General features: G+C 63.3%; 15 protein-coding genes. 11 read left to right on the forward strand and 4 right to left on the reverse strand.

Going from position 1 to position 18,033, the window contains the following annotated elements; genetic code table 11:
* Positions 1-40 precede the first annotated feature (40 nt).
* The 6 genes from AC4D2W_RS13065 to AC4D2W_RS13090 all read left to right on the forward strand — a co-directional run bounded on the left by AC4D2W_RS13065 (position 41) and on the right by AC4D2W_RS13090 (position 6,906).
* On the forward strand, positions 41-772 hold the full coding sequence (locus AC4D2W_RS13065; protein WP_490927331.1) for a DUF4345 family protein: 732 nt from the start codon (positions 41-43) through the stop codon (positions 770-772).
* 106 nt (positions 773-878) lie between these two features.
* Positions 879-1,883 (forward strand): bifunctional riboflavin kinase/FAD synthetase, encoded by a 1,005-nt coding sequence (locus tag AC4D2W_RS13070; protein ID WP_490927332.1) that lies wholly within the window; start codon positions 879-881, stop codon positions 1,881-1,883.
* Between the two features lie 134 nt (positions 1,884-2,017).
* Positions 2,018-2,287: a 30S ribosomal protein S15 gene (gene rpsO, locus AC4D2W_RS13075; protein ID WP_104055387.1), complete on the forward strand. Its 270-nt coding sequence runs from the start codon at positions 2,018-2,020 to the stop codon at positions 2,285-2,287.
* A 316-nt stretch (positions 2,288-2,603) separates the two neighbouring features.
* A complete protein-coding gene (locus AC4D2W_RS13080; protein ID WP_490927333.1) occupies positions 2,604-4,829 on the forward strand; it encodes a polyribonucleotide nucleotidyltransferase in 2,226 nt (741 codons plus the stop codon).
* Entirely contained in the window at positions 4,830-6,227 is a 1,398-nt protein-coding gene (locus AC4D2W_RS13085) for a M16 family metallopeptidase (protein WP_490927334.1), read from the forward strand.
* A gap of 157 nt (positions 6,228-6,384) precedes the next feature.
* Positions 6,385-6,906 carry a MarR family winged helix-turn-helix transcriptional regulator gene (locus AC4D2W_RS13090; RefSeq protein WP_490927335.1) on the forward strand — a complete coding sequence of 174 codons (522 nt, stop codon included), beginning with the start codon at positions 6,385-6,387 and terminating at the stop codon, positions 6,904-6,906.
* 3 nt (positions 6,907-6,909) lie between these two features.
* Here AC4D2W_RS13090 and AC4D2W_RS13095 read toward each other — a convergent pair whose 3' ends face one another.
* The 3 genes from AC4D2W_RS13095 to AC4D2W_RS13105 are packed head-to-tail and all read right to left on the reverse strand — an operon-like array spanning position 6,910 to position 11,056.
* The gene (locus tag AC4D2W_RS13095; protein ID WP_490927336.1) at positions 6,910-8,586 is read right to left on the reverse strand and encodes an AMP-binding protein; all 1,677 of its coding nucleotides are present in this window, start codon (positions 8,584-8,586) and stop codon (positions 6,910-6,912) included.
* Positions 8,587-8,621: 35 nt separating this feature from the next.
* Positions 8,622-9,815: an acyl-CoA dehydrogenase family protein gene (locus AC4D2W_RS13100; RefSeq protein WP_490927337.1), complete on the reverse strand. Its 1,194-nt coding sequence runs from the start codon at positions 9,813-9,815 to the stop codon at positions 8,622-8,624.
* A 29-nt stretch (positions 9,816-9,844) separates the two neighbouring features.
* The gene (locus tag AC4D2W_RS13105; RefSeq protein ID WP_490927338.1) at positions 9,845-11,056 is read right to left on the reverse strand and encodes an acetyl-CoA C-acyltransferase; all 1,212 of its coding nucleotides are present in this window, start codon (positions 11,054-11,056) and stop codon (positions 9,845-9,847) included.
* 127 nt (positions 11,057-11,183) lie between these two features.
* On the opposite strand from AC4D2W_RS13105, the gene AC4D2W_RS13110 reads away from it, so the two are divergent.
* The 5 genes from AC4D2W_RS13110 (at position 11,184) to AC4D2W_RS13130 (ending at position 16,778) form a co-directional block, all read left to right on the forward strand.
* On the forward strand, positions 11,184-12,080 hold the full coding sequence (locus AC4D2W_RS13110) for a 3-hydroxyacyl-CoA dehydrogenase family protein (protein ID WP_490927339.1): 897 nt from the start codon (positions 11,184-11,186) through the stop codon (positions 12,078-12,080).
* A complete protein-coding gene (locus AC4D2W_RS13115; RefSeq protein WP_490927340.1) occupies positions 12,077-12,886 on the forward strand; it encodes an enoyl-CoA hydratase-related protein in 810 nt (269 codons plus the stop codon). The genes AC4D2W_RS13110 and AC4D2W_RS13115 overlap by 4 nt, the downstream gene beginning before the upstream one ends.
* Positions 12,883-13,323: a PaaI family thioesterase gene (locus AC4D2W_RS13120; RefSeq protein ID WP_490927341.1), complete on the forward strand. Its 441-nt coding sequence runs from the start codon at positions 12,883-12,885 to the stop codon at positions 13,321-13,323. The genes AC4D2W_RS13115 and AC4D2W_RS13120 overlap by 4 nt, the downstream gene beginning before the upstream one ends.
* On the forward strand, positions 13,320-14,642 hold the full coding sequence (locus tag AC4D2W_RS13125) for an MFS transporter (RefSeq protein ID WP_490927342.1): 1,323 nt from the start codon (positions 13,320-13,322) through the stop codon (positions 14,640-14,642). Before AC4D2W_RS13120 ends, AC4D2W_RS13125 begins: the two co-directional genes overlap by 4 nt.
* Positions 14,643-14,807: 165 nt before the next feature.
* On the forward strand, positions 14,808-16,778 hold the full coding sequence (locus AC4D2W_RS13130; protein ID WP_490927343.1) for an FAD-binding monooxygenase: 1,971 nt from the start codon (positions 14,808-14,810) through the stop codon (positions 16,776-16,778).
* A gap of 116 nt (positions 16,779-16,894) precedes the next feature.
* Here the strand turns inward: AC4D2W_RS13130 and AC4D2W_RS13135 are convergent, their stop codons facing one another.
* Positions 16,895-17,971 carry an alcohol dehydrogenase catalytic domain-containing protein gene (locus tag AC4D2W_RS13135; RefSeq protein WP_490927344.1) on the reverse strand — a complete coding sequence of 359 codons (1,077 nt, stop codon included), beginning with the start codon at positions 17,969-17,971 and terminating at the stop codon, positions 16,895-16,897.
* Positions 17,972-18,033: the final 62 nt, after the last annotated feature.

Genomic DNA, 18,033 nt, shown 5'->3' on the forward strand with positions numbered 1-18,033 from the left:
GCATCACATCCGCACGTTTTCCATTCCTCCAGGGGGAAAAATGAGCAACTCGGCTTCCACACCCAGCGACCGCCAAAGCGGGACCGGCCCCGGGCAGTCCGCCCAGGGTGCAGCCGCGCAGTCTTCCGGCCAGCAGCCTGTCGCCGGAGGCCGGAAACCGCATGTTCCCGGCGTCAGCCAGGAGGCCCGGCCCACCGAGCGGCTGCAGGTTCCTCCGGCGGGCAAGCCGTCCGGGACCACCCCGGCCGGACCCGCATCCGGCACCGGCGGCAAGCAGCGGACCAAGACCCGCAACAAGCCCTACAAGAGCAGCGATGACTGGGGCGTCTTCCGCGCCGTCGTCATTGGCGTGGGTGTCCTCATCGCCGGCGTCGGTGTCTACTACCTGACCACCGGAACGGCGGGGGTAGCGGACACCGGCGGAGGAGAAGTCAACGCCTCCCTGGAATCCCAGTTCCGCTTCTTCTCGGCCATGATGGTGGGTGTCGGCGCGGCCTTCATCGCCATTGCCGTGAAGTTCCAGTGGGCCAACATGCTGTGGCTGGTCTGCCTGATGGTCTTCCTTGGAGGCATTGGACGCGTGCTGTCCTGGGCGTTCAGCGGCACACCGCACTACACGATGATCATCCTCATGATCCTGGAGCTGGCGTTCCCGCCGGCCCTGCTGGTATGGCACCGCTTCATTGCCAAGACGAGCGAGCTGAAGCGGGAGTACAGCGAGGGTGCATCCGGCCCGCAGGGGACCGCTTCCGCCGGCGGTACGCAGGGCTGAACCTTTTTCGGCCATAATGGATAGGTCCGGTGCAGCCATGTGCTGCTCGGGCCGTATCTTCCGCGGCTCCGCCGCGACCCCGGAACGCCCGTTTTAAGGAGCTTGTGTGCACTACTGGAATGGCCTGGCAGAGGTTCCTGCCGGCATTGGTCCGACAGTAGTCACGCTCGGCAACTTCGACGGTGTCCACGTGGGCCACCAGCACGTGCTGGACCGGCTGGTGAAGGTGGCCCGCGAAAAGGACGCCGCCGCGGTGGCGATTTCCTTCGACCCGCATCCGGCCCAGGTGCACCGCCCCGAGGCGGCCCCGGAGCTGATCATGGGAGCAGTGGACCGGCGCGAGGCGCTGGCCGCCACCGGTCTGGACGGGCTGCTGATGATGCACTATGACCTGCAGCTGGCGTCCCTGACCGCTGAAGAATTTGTCCGCACGGTCTTCGTGGACGGACTCCATGTCCGCGCCGTGGTCATTGGACATGACGTGCGCTTTGGACGCGGCAACGCCGGCGACCTGCAGACAATGCGCGAGCTGGGCGACAAGCTCGGCTTTGAGGTCCAGGCAGTCGAGGACTTCGGTGCCCTGCCGCAGGGGACCGGTGCCGAGGGTTCAGCAGCGTCCGAAGGCCGCCGCTGCTCCTCCACCTGGATCCGCGAAGCGCTTCGCAGCGGCGACGTGCGCACCGCCGCCCGGCTGCTGGGCCGCACCCACCGCATGCGCGGAGAAGTCATTCACGGCGCTGCCCGGGGGCGGGAGCTCGGTTTCCCCACCGCAAACCTGGCCCCCGAAGCCAGCGGCCTGATCCCCGCTGACGGAATTTATGCCGGTTGGCTGGTCGATGAAGCCGGCATCCGCTGGCCCGCCGCCATCTCCGTTGGATCCAATCCCACCTTTGACGGTGTCAGCCGGCAGGTGGAAGCCCATGTGATTGACCGGCCGGACGAGAAGATCACCGATTTTGATCTGTACGGCCAGCACGTGGTGGTGGAATTCGTGGAACGGCTCCGCGGCATGGTGGCGTATACGGGCCCGGAGGCCCTGATTGAGCAGATGCGCCTTGACGTGGCGCGCACAAGGGATGTGCTTTCGACAGATAGCAGCGGGGACAGGTAAACTGTTATCAAATTCGGCTGCGGTCCGTGGCGGCTGAATTTCTTTGTGTCTTTCAGGATTTATCCTAAGGCGCCAAGATCCCCGGCAGCGCAGTGCTGACTCGGGCCTCACGGCACAACTCTAGGAGAGTTACATTGGCACTTGATCCCGTAGTCAAGCAGGAAATCATCAAGGAATACGCTCGGGCCGAAGGCGACACCGGTTCGCCCGAGGTTCAGGTTGCAGTGCTTTCGCGCCGCATCCTCGACTTGACTGAACACCTGAAGACGCACAAGCACGACCACCACACCCGCCGCGGCCTGATGGCCATGGTTGGTCGCCGTCGTCGTATGCTTTCGTACCTCAAGGATACGGACATCACCCGCTACCGTGCGCTCATCGAGCGCCTCGGCCTGCGCAAGTAGTCTTTGGAGAGGGCGGCCCCTGCGTTTCGTGGGTGCCGCCCTTTTTCAGGCAGACATGGACACCGGCTCTGACCGGAAGCGCACCTGCCCTCGAATGATCCAGGCACTACGGCAGTAACCAAGCAGTACAGCACATATCAACAGGAGTCAGCCAGCATCGCAGCATTCGCGGTCCTCGGTAGTGGTCTCCGGGAGTTTCTGCCCGTGGACCTCGATCGAAGACCGGGTGTTGAACCGAACCGCTTACCAGCGGCGAACGCGTTTATTGGGACGGTGCTGGATGCCTCCGCCAACAAAGAAACGGAGGTGACTCTCTATGGAGGGTCCCGAAATTCAGTTCTCAGAAGCCGTCATTGACAACGGCAAGTACGGTCAGCGCGTCATCCGCTTCGAAACCGGCCGTCTGGCCCAGCAGGCTGCAGGCGCAGCCACTGTGTACATCGACGATGACACCGTCCTGCTGTCGGCCACGTCCGCCGGCAAGTCCCCGCGTGAAGGCTTTGACTTCTTCCCGCTGACCGTGGATGTCGAAGAGCGGATGTACGCCGCAGGCCGCATCCCGGGCTCGTTCTTCCGCCGCGAAGGCCGCCCGTCCACCGAAGCCATCCTGGCCTGCCGCCTGATGGACCGCCCGCTGCGCCCCGCCTTCGTGAAGGGCCTGCGCAACGAGGTCCAGATTGTGGTCACCGTTCTGGCGATCAACCCCGACGTGCTGTATGACGTCGTTGCGATCAACGCTTCCTCCATGTCCACCCAGCTGAGCGGCCTGCCGTTCTCCGGTCCGATCGGCGGCGTCCGCGTTGCCCTGATCGACGACCAGTGGGTTGCCTTCCCGAAGCACTCCGAACTGGATCGCGCAGTGTTCTCCATGGTGGTTGCCGGCCGCATCGCCGGTGACGACGTTGCCATCATGATGGTGGAAGCCGAAGCCACCGACGCCGCCTGGAACCTCATCAAGGAAGAGGGCGCCACCGCCCCGACCGAAGAGGTTGTCGCCGAGGGCCTGGAAGCTGCCAAGCCGTTCATCAAGGTTCTGTGCGAAGCACAGTCGGACCTGGCTGCCCGCGCCGCCAAGCCCACCGTCGAGTTCCCGATCTTCCTGGACTACCAGGACGATGTCTACGAAGCCGTGGAAGCCGCAGCCGCTGACAAGCTGGCCAAGGTCTTCTCCATCGCTGACAAGCAGGAGCGCGACATTGCCGCCGACGAGCTCAAGGACGAAGTTGTTGCTTCACTCTCCGGCCAGTTCGAAGGCCGCGAGAAGGAAATCTCCGCAGCATTCCGCTCCGTCACCAAGCAGGTTGTGCGCCAGCGCATCCTGAAGGACCAGGTCCGCATCGACGGCCGCGGTCTGACGGATATCCGCCAGCTGACCGCCGAGGTTGAGGTTCTGCCCCGCGTGCACGGTTCGGCCATCTTCGAGCGCGGCGAAACCCAGATCCTGGGCGTCACCACGCTGAACATGCTCAAGATGGAACAGCAGATTGACTCGCTGTCGCCGGTAACGCGCAAGCGCTACATGCACAACTACAACTTCCCGCCGTACTCCACCGGTGAAACCGGCCGCGTGGGTTCGCCCAAGCGCCGCGAAATCGGCCACGGCGCCCTGGCAGAGCGCGCGCTCATGCCGGTGCTGCCGACGCGTGAAGAATTCCCCTACGCCATCCGCCAGGTCTCCGAAGCCCTGAGCTCCAACGGTTCCACCTCCATGGGTTCGGTCTGCGCCTCGACGCTGTCCATGCTCAATGCCGGTGTTCCGCTGCGCGCTCCGGTTGCCGGTATCGCCATGGGCCTGGTCTCCGACCAGGTTGACGGCGAAACCCGCTACGCCGCCCTGACCGATATCCTCGGCGCCGAAGATGCTTTCGGTGACATGGACTTCAAGGTTGCCGGTACCTCCGAGTTCGTTACGGCCATCCAGCTGGACACGAAGCTCGACGGCATCCCCGCTTCTGTGCTGGCAGCAGCACTGAAGCAGGCCCGCGAAGCCCGCCTGCACATCCTCGGTGTCATGGACGCTGCGATCGATACCCCGGACGAGCTCTCCGAGTACGCCCCGCGCATCATCTCGGTGAAGATCCCCGTGGATAAGATCGGCGAGGTCATTGGCCCGAAGGGCAAGATGATCAACCAGATCCAGGAGGACACCGGCGCTGACATCTCCATTGAAGATGACGGCACGGTCCTCATCGGTGCAACCAACGGCGAATCCGCCGAGGCTGCCCGTGCGGCGGTCAACGCGATCGCCAACCCGCAGGTCCCTGAGATCGGCGAGCGTTACCTGGGTACGGTTGTGAAGACCACCACGTTCGGTGCCTTCGTTTCCCTGACACCGGGCAAGGACGGCCTGCTGCACATCTCCGAGCTGCGCAAGCTCGCCGGCGGCAAGCGCGTGGACAACGTTGACGAGGTTGTCTCCGTCGGCCAGAAGATCCAGGTGGAAATCACCAAGATCGATGACCGCGGAAAGCTCTCCCTGTCTCCGGTAGTTGCTGACGACGCCGAAGGCGCAGAAGCAGCGGAAGCCGAGTCCGCAGAGTAAATGCCGCATATTACTGATGGAAACCGTCCCGATGCCGGACACGCTCCGGCATCCGGGACGGTTGTCCGCCTTCCGCTGACCACTCTTCCCGGCGAACCGTCCCTGGTGACGGGAACTCCGGGAGGCGCCGTCGTACGCCGTTCCGTCCTTCCGGGCGGGGTACGCGTGCTGACCGAGGCCATGCCGGGCCAGCGGAGCGCCACCATCGGTTTTTGGGTTGGTGTCGGCTCGCGGGATGAAGCCGCGGGCCGGCACGGCTCAACCCACTTCCTTGAACACCTGCTGTTCAAGGGCACCACGCGCCGTTCCGCGCTGGACATCGCACTGGCCTTTGACGAGGTCGGCGGCGAATCCAACGCAGCCACGGCCAAGGAAAGCACCTGCTACTACGCACGGGTGCTGGACAGCGATCTGCCGATGGCCATCGACGTCATCACGGACATGATCACCTCCGCGGTCCTTGACCCGGAGGAACTGGAGCAGGAACGCGACGTCATCCTGGAAGAAATCGCCATGGATGCCGACGACCCCGCGGATCTGTGCCACGAAAAGTTTGCCGAAGCCGTGCTGGGCGACCATGCCCTGGGCCGGCCCATCGGCGGCACTCCCGAAGCCATTATGAGCGTTCCGCGCGAAGCCGTGCTGGAACACTACCGGCGCTACTACCGGCCCACCGAACTGGTGGTCACTGCTGCGGGCGGCCTGGAGCACGACGACGTCTGCGCCATGGTGCTCGACGCCCTGAAGAAGGCCGGCTGGGATCTTTCCGAGGATGCCTCGCCCGCCCCGCGCCGCAACACCGACCCGGCTGTCATCTCCGGTACCGCCGGAGTGCAGGTCATCAACCGGCCTGTGGAACAGGCAAACGTGGTGATGGGGTGCCCGTCCCTGACGGCCACTGATGACCGACGCTTTGCCATGAGTGTCCTGAACACCATATTGGGCGGCGGCATGTCCTCGCGGCTGTTCCAGGAGATCCGCGAAAAGCGCGGCCTGGTGTACTCCACCTATTCCTTCTCCGCGTCCTACGCAGATGCCGGCTACTTTGGCATGTATGCAGGCTGCTCACCGGCCAAAACCCGTCAGGTGATCGACCTGATGGGCAGCGAGCTGGAACGCCTGGCAGCGGACGGCGTGGACGAGGCTGAGCTGAAGAAGGCCCGCGGCCAGATTGCCGGCGGCATGGTCATGGCACTGGAAGACTCCAGCTCCCGCATGTCCCGCCTCGGCCGGGCCGAGCTCGTCAGCGGAGAGTTCATCGATATTGACGAGTCCCTCGCCCGCATCGGTGCCGTCACCGCGGAGCAGGTGCAGGCGCTGGCTGCCGAACTCGCTGCCGCACCGCGCACCATCACGATTGTCGGACCGTTCAAGTCGAAGGAAGAACTGGGCTTTTAGTCTTCCCCTCGTGTTTGCTCGGCATCGGGCAGGAGTGGAATGCGCGAGCAACGTTCGGCGCAGTTGAGGTACCCGGTTCGGGGTGCCATGAAACCATTGGCCCGGACGGGCAGTGTCTGATTACCGGCAACCGGGGCTCCGTGCTTGAATGGTCTGGATGAAACCACAGGAAAAGAAGCCAGATTCCGCCGAGGAAGTAACGGCGGAATCTCTGAGCAGGTTGGCCGCCCGCCATGTGAACGAACTGACTTCTTCAGCTGACGAAAACCTGATGGACCTTGGTCTCAACCTGGTGCGTGCTTCGGGAAATTATGTCCAGATGGCAGAACGCAGGGGCTTGAGGCTGCGCGATCTTCGATGGGCAAGTTTCAGCACGCTCTTCATGGCCTCCCTCTTTCCCGGCATCGAAGCCCGTTCCATTGCCAAATTGACCGGGGTCACCCGTCAGGCAACCTCACAGGTGCTCATTTCCTTGGAACGGGCCAAGCGTATTTCGCGACGGAATACGGATCCCACCGATAAACGGCTCATCGAGATCCAGCTCACCCCGGAGGGGCGAACGGATCTCCAAGAGGCCATGAGGCAGCATATGAAGGTCTCCGGGGAGTGGTTCAGCAGACTGTCGTCTGAAGAGCAGCTTGAACTCAACCGACTGTTGAAAAAGCTACTCGCAGGCTGAGCATCAGCCCTTGGCTTTAGCGGCCAGACCGCGAAGGTCCCGATGCAGGATCTTCCCATTTGCGTTCTTCGGCAGTTCCTCCAGGAGCTCCACGCTGCCGGGCACCTTGTAGGCGGCCAGGTTTTTGCGGCAGTGCGCGATGATCTCCTCGGAGGAAAGCCGCGCCCCCTCCCTGACTGAGACGAAGGCTTTCACCGTCTCTCCGCGGTAGTCATCCGGCACGCCGACCACGGCCACCTCAAGGACCGTGGGGATCAGACCAATGACTTCCTCAACTTCCCGCGGCCAAACCTTGTAGCCTGAGGCTACAATCATGTTCTTGGTGCGGTCGACGACGTAGACCCACCCTTCGTCGTCCATGAATCCGACGTCGCCGGTATGCAACCATCCGTTGCGGAACGTCGAGGCCGTGGCCTCGTCACTGTGCCAGTAGCCGGCAACCACCCCGGGTCCGCGGAGACACACCTCGCCGCGCTCCCCGCGCTCCAGAACCTCCTCATTCGGCCCGAGGATGGTGACTGCAGCCCCTGGATGCACTACACCTGCCGAGGGCACGCCCGTTGCCGGATCGATTTTGGGGCCCCGGTCGAAGGGAGTCGAACAAATGCTGCCCGTGGTTTCGGTCATCCCGAACCCCGGGAGGAGAGCGAACCCAAAGTGCCCTTCAAAGCGTTCCAGCATGGCAGCGGGAACCGCCGCGCCACCGGAGGCGGCCCTGCGGAACGAGGACGTGTCGAGTGTGGATTTCTCCGCCTCTGAAAGCAGTGCCCCGAAGGCGGTGGAAGCCCCCGCCGTCCAGGTAACCTGCCAGCGTGAGATGTCCTCCACGGCTTGCCCGGGGTGGAAACGATAGCCCAGCACCATAGTGGTTCCCGACAACAACCACGCGAGCACATTTACGCCAATACCGGTGATGTGGACCAGGGGGGCGATGCAAAGCAGTACCTCGCGCTCTCCTTGGACGCCGTTGAACACGGCAAACGCCCAAGCGGATTCGACCAGGTTGCGGTGGCTGACCATCGCACCCTTCGGAGGACCTGTGGTTCCCGAGGTGTAAGCCAGAAGAGCGGTGGCGTCGGCATCCGGCACTTCTGCGATGACTTCGAGCGGTCCCGAGGAGACCGATGCCCCCTGGCGCAATGCGGCGGTGAGGTCAACGATCTGCACGGACGGATCATCCGGCAGGGAGGAGACGTTTTCCCGAAATGTGGAAAGCGGTGGTGGAACTTCGGCGGCGAAGTCTTCCATGGCCGTGAGGAACACCGTGCCGAGCAGCGAGTCCTCGACGACGTCGGCCCCCTGGGACACCCACAGCGCCGGGCTCATCACGATGGCCTTGGCACCTGAATCAGAGGACAGCTTGCGGACCTCACGAGCCCGGTACATCGGGCTGACCGGGACGACCACAATGCCGCGGCTCCATGCCCCCAGCAACGCCACGACGAACTGAGGCACGTTTTGGAGCTGGATGATCATGCGATCACCGGCAACCAGTCCCGCCCGGTCAAAAGCTGCGGCTGCCGCGGTGCACATGCCCATCAGCTCGGCATAAGTGAAGGCTCGCCCAAAGTAGGCGAGGGCCGTTTTGTCCGGGGTGGTTCCGGTGGCCGAGACGAACGCGGCCACCGGGTCGCTGAAAGGTGGTGCGAGATGGCCGGGGGTCTCGATGTGGGAAAGCATGGTTACTCCTGGAATGGATCCGAATTCGGATATGTCTAGATGAATGCGGAGTGGCCCGTGATGGACCGCCCAATGATGAGCGTGTTCATCTCCCGAGTGCCTTCAAAGGAATATAGGGCCTCGGCATCGAGGAAATGGCGAATGACGTCATGCTCGAGGGTGATTCCGTTGCCGCCCATGACTTCCCGGCATCGGGCTACGGTTTCGCGTGCCGTGGAGGTCGTGAACAACTTCGCCATGGCGGAGAACTCGTCGCTTTCGATGCCTTGTTCGAGCATCTCGGTGGCACGGATCGTCATGGCCAGCCCGGCAGTGACGTTCGACAGCGCCGTCACCAGGTGCTGCTGCACCATCTGGTTGGCGGCAATGGGGCGCCCGAACTGCTCGCGTTCCAGGGTGTAGCGGAGGGCAGCCTCGTACGCACCCATCGCGTTGCCGATCGCCGCCCAGGCCACATCCACCCGGGTCTGGCGCAGGATCCGGGTGGTGTCGGCAAACGAGTTGGCATGGGCGAGCTTGAGGGAATGGGGGATGCGCACGTTGTCCAGGACGATGTCGGCATTCTGGACGGGCCGGTGGCTCATTTTCCCTTCGATTTTCGTGGCGGTGTAGCCCGGGGTATTGGTGGGGACGATAAATCCCTTGACCTGTCCGTCCTGCTCGTCACGGGCCCAAATAATGACAATCCGGCTCCATGTGGCGTTTCCGATCCAGCGTTTTTCACCGGTAAGCACCCAGTGGTCGCCGTCGCGCCTGGCCACTGTCTGTAGACCCCGGGCTGCGTCCGAACCCGAATGCGGTTCGGTCAGCCCGAAAGCCCCGACGCAGTGGCCGGCTGCCATGGCCGGCAGCCAGTCGGCTTTCTGCTCCTCGGAGCCCAAGATGTGGATAGACCCCATGGCCAGACCGCGATGCACGCCCAGGAAGGTGGAAAGGGAAGCATCAACGCGGGCGAGTTCCAAGGTCACGAACCCGCGGAACACCGCGGAGTCCTCGACCGCGCTCAAATCACCAAAGCCCGTGCCGAGCAGTCCAAGGGTGGCCAGGGCCTTTGGCAGGCCGATGGGAAATTCGGCGTCTTCCCACAACCGGGGAAGATGCGGACGGATTTCGGTAGCCAGGTACGCGCGCAGGCGCTGGATGACATCTTGCTGCGATTCGGTGAGGTCGTTCTCGAATCCGTAGAAGTCGCCGTTCAGCTGAGGGGGAGCGGTGGTGGTGATCGTCATTATGTGGTCCTCGGTTCTAGCAGCGCGGGTCAGTTGAGTCGTTCGAGCAGCACGGCCATGCCCTGGCCACCACCGATGCAGAGCGTGGCAACACCCAGGTGACCGTCGCGTTCGTTGAGCCCATGGATAAGCGTCTGCACCAGGCGGGCACCGGTGGCGCCGAAGGGATGCCCCAGTGCCAGGGCGCCTCCGTGTGGGTTGACGCGTTCCGGATCAAGGCCAAGTTCGCGAATGGTGGGAACTGTTTGGGCGGCGAAGGCCTCGTTGAGCTCCACCACGTCCAGGTCGGCGGCGGTCAACTGGTGCCGGTCCAGCAGCTGGCGGGTAGCCTCCACTGGTCCAAGCCCCATGATTTCCGGCGACAGGGCGGTGACCGTGCTGCCCAGCACCCGGGCGATTGGTTGCACGCCCTCGGCACGTGCACGGCCGGCACTCATGACCAACAACGCGGCGGCGCCGTCGTTAAGGGGGCAGGCATTGCCGGCGGTGACCGTGCCCTGCTCCGCGAACACCGGATTAAGTCCGGCCAGCTTCTCCACAGTGGTTCCGGGACGGGGGGAATCATCCGTATCAACGATGCCGCCGGCGGCAAGAGCTACCGGAACGATCTCCTGCGCGAAGTAGCCACTGCTCATTGCCTTGGCGGCACGGAGTTGGGACTGTGCGGCGAACTCGTCCTGGTCGGCGCGTGTGGTGCCGGTGACTCGTGCCACGAACTCGGCAGTGGCCCCCATGGAGATGTAATAGTCGGGAAGAAGGTCCAGCTCCCGGGGATTCTTCCAGCTGTTGCTCTCCAACTGGCGGCGTGCATGTTCCGCGGCATCCGCGAATGCCGGATGGGCCTGCGGAGGGTCCGGCTGGGTCCGGGACACCGACTCCGTTCCGGCGACAACGAAACAATCTCCCTCGCCCGACCGGATTGTGTGGAAGGCCATGCGCAGGGCCTGCAGCGATGATGCGCAGAACCGGTTTACCGACGTCCCGGGCAGCGTATCTGCGCCCAGCAGCAGCGCCACGCGGCGTGCCACGTTTTGTCCTTGCTCCCCCCGCGGCTCGGCACAGCCCATGATCAGGTCGTCCATCCTCAGGCCGGAATCGACGCCGGCCCGCCGCAACGCGCCCTCGATGGCGGTCACGGCCAAGTCGTCGGGGCGCACCGTAATGAGGGATCCCTTGTGGGCCCGTCCGATGGGCGTGCGGGCAGCGGACACTATCACTGCGTCCTGGTCGGTGGGCTGCATGATCTCTCCTGCTTGGAATGGCGTGTGGCTCTGATCACACAGTAGAGTGCCACTAGCAAACAAGTCAAAGGCTTGACAACAGGTGGGCGGGTCGCATCAGATGGACCCCCTCAGTGAAAGGACTTCCATGCACCAGCAAAGTACCCTCCCGCACCAGGCCGCCCGGCGGCTTGGCGTCGTAGGCTCCGGCCTTATGGGCGGGGGAATAGCCCAGGTTGCCCTGCAATCCGGCTTCGAAGTTGTGCTCTTCGATTCCGCCGACGGGGCGGCGGACCTGCGCCGCACGGCCATCCTCAAGAGCATTGCGACCGCCGTCGAAAGGAACCGCATCGCCGCCGCCGACGTCGCAGATGCGGCGGAACGGATCTCGGTGGCGGCCACCCTTGCAGACCTGGCAGGCGTCCAGACTGTCGTGGAGGCAATAGTCGAGGATCCCGACATCAAGAACCAGGTATTCCGGGAGCTCGAGACCATCGTGTCCGATGACACGCTCCTGGCGACCAATACCAGCGCCATTCCCATCACCCGGCTGGCAGCGGGCCTTCGCGCCCCCGAGCGCGTGATTGGTATGCATTTCTTCTCGCCGGTTCCTGCAACCCGGCTGTGTGAAATCGTGCAGGGCCTGCAGACCAGCGACCGCACCCTCGATCGTGCCCGCCGTTTGGCTCAGGACCTGGGCAAGGATTCGATTACGGTGTCCCGGGATGATGCCGGGTTCGTCACCTCCCGGCTGATGACGGTCCTGGGTCAGGAGGCCGTCCGCCTGGTGGAAGAAGGACTGGCCACCGCCGAGGATGTAGACAAAGCCTGCGTGCTGGCCTTCGGCCACCGAATGGGCCCCCTGGCCACCTTGGACTTGACCGGGCTGGATGTCGCGCTGCGGGCTGGCGACGGGATGCACCGGGAGACCGGCAATGCCTCCTATGCCCCGCCCCAGCTGCTGCGCCGCCTGGTCTCCGCAGGCCGGCTGGGGCGCAAAAGCGGCCGGGGTTTCCATGACTACACCGAGGACAAGAAACCATGACCACTCCCGCAACCCAAGAACAGGCAGTCTCCAGAGAACACCGCGGCCAGGTGCTGGTCCTGCGCATCAACCGCCCAGCGGCCCTGAATGCCGTCAACCAGGGCGTATCCACCGGCATTGCAGCAGGGCTTCTCCACGCCCAAGGCAATCCGACCGTGCGCGCGGTGGTCATCACCGGAACCGGGGAGAAGGCATTCTGTGCCGGAGCGGACCTCAAGGCCCTGGACCGAGGGGAATCCCTGGTCCCCGACGATCCCGAACTGGCCTCGTTCGGTTTCGCCGGCTGCACCGAGCGGCTCATCGATCTTCCCGTCATCGCGGCGGTGAACGGACTTGCCTACGGAGGTGGAATGGAGATTGCACTGGCCGCCGATATCATCGTGGCTGACCCGCGGGCACGCTTCGCCCTGCCGGAAGTGACCCGGGGAATCGTTCCGGGTGCCGGCGGTGCCCTGCGGCTGCCGCGCCAACTGCCCGAAAAGGTGGCGCAGTGGATGCTCCTGACCGGAGAGCCCATCGACGCCCAGCGTGCGTACAACCTCGGACTCGTGAGCGTGCTCTCCGAGGAAGGCAGCGCACTGGAACGAGCCCTGGAAATCGCGGAAGCCATCGCCCGCAACGCCCCATTGGCAGTCAGCGCCACCCAGCAGATCTACCGCGAACCGGTGGCCGGGCTGCCGGCCCGGGAACTGGGGGCGTGGCGCATCAACAATGAGGCAGTCCCACGTGTCCAGGCGTCGCTTGACGCCGGCGAAGGCGCGCGTGCCTTCGCGGAACGCCGCTCTCCGGTATGGGAGGGAAAATGACCGTCGTCGACGAAACCATTCTGTCCCTAAGGGAGAGACTGGACGCAATCCACCAAACCGACGAGGCCGTGCTGGGCCTGGGGATCGAGCTGAATGAGGTCGAGCACGGCCGCGTGTCCATGACCATGGCAGTGGCCGGCACCATGGCAAATGGGCATGGCGTCTGCCATGGCGGGTTTCTTTTCACGCTGGCCGATTCAGCCTTGGCCTACTGCTGCGCCACGGCGGGCAGCACAGTCCTCACCCGCAATGCGGAGATTACCTTCATCGCACCCGCCCGGCTGGGCCAGACCATTACCGCGACCGCGACCCAACGCGTGGTCTTCGGGCGCAACCAAATCTGCGACGTGATCCTACAGGCAGACGGCGCCACCGTTGCCTACTTCACCGGCCAGGGAACCACTCTTCCATCCGATCCCTCAAGGAATAATTCGTGAGTAACAAAATGATGGGTACACGACAGCAACCGGTGACGGGGCCGAAAACAGGCGTGCGTGGCTGGGTCGTGCTGGTGATGCTGTTTATCTTCTATGTCATCAACTTCGCCGACAAATCAGTCCTGGGGTTGGCAGCCGGACCGATTATGAAGGAACTGAGCATTACGCCGACGCAGTACGGGTTGATTTCAAGTGCTTTCTTCCTTGTCTTCAGCATTTCGGCACTGCTCGTGGGCTTCCTCGTAGACTCTTTCCGCACTAAACCGATCCTCGTCATCATGGCTCTGGTGTGGACAGTCGCCCAAGCACTCCTCCTGGCACCGATGGCGGGTCTCGGGGCACTGGTGGCCAGCCGCATGCTGCTTGGAGCCGGAGAGGGTCCCGCTTTCGGGGTGACCAACCACGCCGCTCTAAAATGGTTCCCGCCCGAGAAGCGTTCACTGGCAGTTACCGGCATTGCGCTGGGCGTCCCCATCGGAACCATGGTCGCCATACCCGTCCTGTCCTGGATGATCAGCGGATATTCCTGGAAGATCACGTTCGGCGCGTTGGCCTTTGTGAGTCTGCTCTGGGCCGTCGTCTGGGCGATCGTGGGCAAGGAGGGCCCCTTCGTCGAAGGACCTGCCGCAGACAAGACAGACCAGACCCCGAGAAGAGCCGCCGGTTATCTTCAAATCCTCATGACCCCTTCCTTTATCGGTGTACTGGTTGCCGGCATTGCCAGCTACTGGTCAGTCACTCTGTTGCTGGCATGGGTTCCCTCGTACCTGAGCACGACCGTGGGATATTCCATGACCGAAACGGCCGGCTTCACCATGTTCGCCTGGTTGGTCCAGGCACTGTCAATCTTCATCATCGTGGGTGTCGTCTCCACGATGATGGTCAGGCGCAAGATCGACACACGCTGGGCCCGAGGAACACTGGGCGGCTCGATGGTCCTGCTGTCGGGGTTGGCCATGCTGGGCTTCTACTTCGCGCCCCGGGGCATACTCTCGGTAGTACTCATGGCGCTGGCTTTTGGCCTGAGCGCGTGCATCATCCCGATGTCCCAGGCCGTGATCAGCGAGCTCGCACCAACCGGAATTCGCGGCGGAGTGCTTGGTGTCTATACGGCGATCTACTCCCTGACCGGCGTCATCGCCCCGGCCCTGACCGGCTTCCTGGTCGATCGTTCCGAGACCCCGCAAGCGGGATTCAGCATCATCTTCATGTTCTCATCCGTTCTCCTCGTCGGGGCGGGGGCCCTGTGCATGATCCTGACAAACCCCGGGCGGGACAACGCGCGTTTGCTCGAAAAACAATCACGGCTACGGCCCTGACCCACCCCGGGCCGCGACCCGGCGTCCCTGCGCATCACCTACTGTCCTCCAGAGTGTTCGCGTACAGCCCTGCCCGGTTGCAAGTGCGAATCGTCAAATTCTTAGACCATGCGTCCGGTTCTGCGGAACTTCGATGCCAACCGCTAACAGCGAAGTGAGGAAACGGTGCAGTTTCACCATCACGGTTACGTGTCCGAGGACCCCCGGGTCCAGCCAGCAGCAGGAACCGGATTTAACAGGCCGGCCAAGCTGCCGGACCAGGTCGATGTCTTGATCGTGGGCACTGGTCCCGCCGGTATGCTCGCGGCCGCGCAGTTGTCCCAGTTCCCAGGTATCACCACCCGCATCGTGGAGCGCCGCCCCGGCAGGCTCGCCATCGGCCAGGCCGACGGAATCCAGGCCCGAACCGTCGAGACCTTTCAGGCCTTCGGCTTTGCCGAGAGAATTATCGCTGAGGCCTACCGGATCAACGAGACGGCGTTCTGGAAGCCGGACCCAGCGGATCCCTCCCGCATCATCCGCGCTGCCCGTACCCCGGATGACCCGGCCGAGATCAGCGAATTTCCTCACCTCGTCGTAAACCAGGCCCGTGTACTGGACTACTTCGCCGAGTTCATGGCCAACTCGCCCACGCGCATGACACCGGACTACGGCTTCGAATTCCGTTCCCTCAACGTCGCGGACGAGGGGGAGTACCCCGTTACCGTGACTCTTCTCCACACCTCCGGTCCCCACGAGGGCCAGGAGCGGATTGTCCGGGCCAAATACGTTGTCGGTGCGGACGGAGCACGCAGTAAGGTACGGGAGTCAATTGGCAGCACTCTCGCAGGAGACCAGGCCAACCACGCCTGGGGGGTCATGGATGTCCTGGCCGTTACCGACTTCCCGGATATTCGTCTCAAGTCCGCCATCCAGTCCGGTACAGGCGGAAGCATCCTCCTGATTCCGAGGGAAGGGGGTCACCTTTTCAGGATGTACGTTGATCTGGGCGAGGTGGACCCCGGCAACAAGGGTGCAGTGCGCCGCACCTCCATCGAGGACATAATCGCCAAAGCCAACACCATCCTTCACCCCTATACCCTCGACGTTCGCGACGTAGCCTGGCACAGCGTCTACGAAGTGGGTCACCGCCTCACCGATCGGTTCGACGACGTGCCGCCGGAGGAACTAGGGACCCGCGCGCCGCGCGTGTTCATCACCGGCGACGCCTGCCACACCCACAGTGCCAAGGCTGGCCAGGGCATGAATGTCTCGATGCAGGACGGCTTCAACTTGGCTTGGAAACTCGGCCATGTTCTTGAGGGACGCAGCCCCGAAAGCCTGTTGGGGACCTACTCAGCGGAGCGCCAGGTGGTCGCGCAAAACCTCATCAATTTCGACAAAGAGTGGTCCACGCTCATGGCGAAGAAGCCGGAGGACTTCGAGAACCCCTCCGATCTGGAGGATTTTTACGTCCGCACCGCCGAGTTCCCGGCCGGATTCATGACCGAGTACACCCCCTCCATGCTCATTGCTGAACCTCAGCATCAGGAGCTGGCTGCCGGATTCCCTCTCGGCAAGCGCTTCAAGTCTGCGCCCGTGATGCGTGTCGCGGACGCCAGCCGCATCCACCTTGGCCATCACGCGACCGCGGACGGCCGGTGGCGAATCTACGTCTTCGCCGACGGGGCACAGCCCGGCACCAGATCGGCCACCGACCTGCTCGCCGACTGGTTCATCAACTCCCCGGAGTCCCCCCTGGCAGCCATCCCGGAAAGGGCGGACGCGGATGCGTGGTTCGATGTGAAGGTCATCTACCAGCAGCCGTACAGCGCCATCGACATTGGAGCGGTTGCGACCGTCTTCCGACCCCAGGTCGGCCCGTTCCAGCTCACCGATTATGAAAAGGTTTACGCGGCAGATCCGAACGCGGATATCTTCGAACTGCGCGGTCTGGACCGTAGCGGCGTCGTCGTGATTGTGCGTCCTGACCAGTACGTGGCAAACGTCCTGCCGCTCACGGCGACGGCGGAGCTGGCCGCGTTCTTCGAACCCCTCCTCAGCCGCCGCAGCCGGAGGAGCTCTCATCCTGCACATGTTCCGTTCGCGGACACAGCGGCTGCAGCTACCGCACCATCATTCCCAGCGAAGACCTGAAATGTAGGCGCTTAGTGGTCGGTCTTTATGCTGGCCTCGAAAATGAGAGGGTCATGGTGAGGAGCGCTGCTCTTCACCATGACCCTCTATTCCACCGTATGGGTGGATTAGCGTTGTTAGACGGCAGCGGACTGCGTCAGAACCGTTCGACCGCGGGACGTACCGTTCTCAAGTCCGTCGAGTGCCTCGGTAACAGCGTCGAGTGACATTTCGGCTTCGATGAGCGGGATTTTCGGAAGCTTGCCGTCTCTGGCCAATTTGATCACCTGGTGGAGATCATTGAGGCCGCCCACATAGTTGCCGATCATCCGGATCTGGCGCAGTGACGTGAGGGCGGTTGGCAGCGTCACTTCGCCGCCGAACAGGCCCACTTGCACCAAAGTACCCGCTGTTCGCAGCGATCCGTACGCGAGTGAAGCGGTTGCTCCGCTGTTGACGAAGTCGATTATGACGGCTGGTGCACTTCCTACCAAGTTCGTGAGCTCCTCGGGTGTGGTCGAGTCGCTAGTGACGCCGGTCTTGCGGGCACCGAGGGCGCTGGCGCGCTCGAGGTTGCCATCATTCCGGTCGACAACGACGATATTGCGATGTCCGAGTGCGGTCAGGGTGGCGATGGCCATGAAACCCACGCCGCCAGCACCAATGACGACTACGGGATCCTCCGGATCCTGGGGGAGGGCCGTGGTGGCAGCGGCGTACGCGGTGATACCTGAGCAGGTGAGGACGGCACCCCATGCGGGGTCGAGCCCTTCGAGGGGAATCACGTATCGGTCATGGGGGACCAGTACCCGTTCGGCGTAGCCGCCCGGCTGCGAGATGCCCAGGGCGTTGGTGACGTTAGGGCAGCGGTTTTCGTTTCCGCTTTGGCACGCGGTGCAAGATCCACAGCCAAGCCACGGGTAAATAACGACGGCATCTCCGACGGCAACGTCGGTGACTTCGTCTCCAACCGCTGCGACGATTCCTGCCATCTCGTGTCCCATCACAATCGGGTACGAGTTGCCGAGGGCGTCAATGGTCAGGAACCCGGCGGATCCGAGGTCAAACCCGCCAAGGCGGATGTGGACGTCACTGTGGCAAACGCCTGAATGGGTCAGATCGACGAGGACTTCATGCGACTCAGGAGACGGCTCCTTGAGGTCGATCTCGACAATTTCGGGGCTGTCCGGGGACAGAACGGCAAATGCTTTCATGAGGCATTCCTCTTCTAATAGTGCGAAAACTGTGAATAGCGATGCATTGCACGACCGGGTTT

Source organism: Arthrobacter sp. TJ-58 (assembly GCF_058269295.1).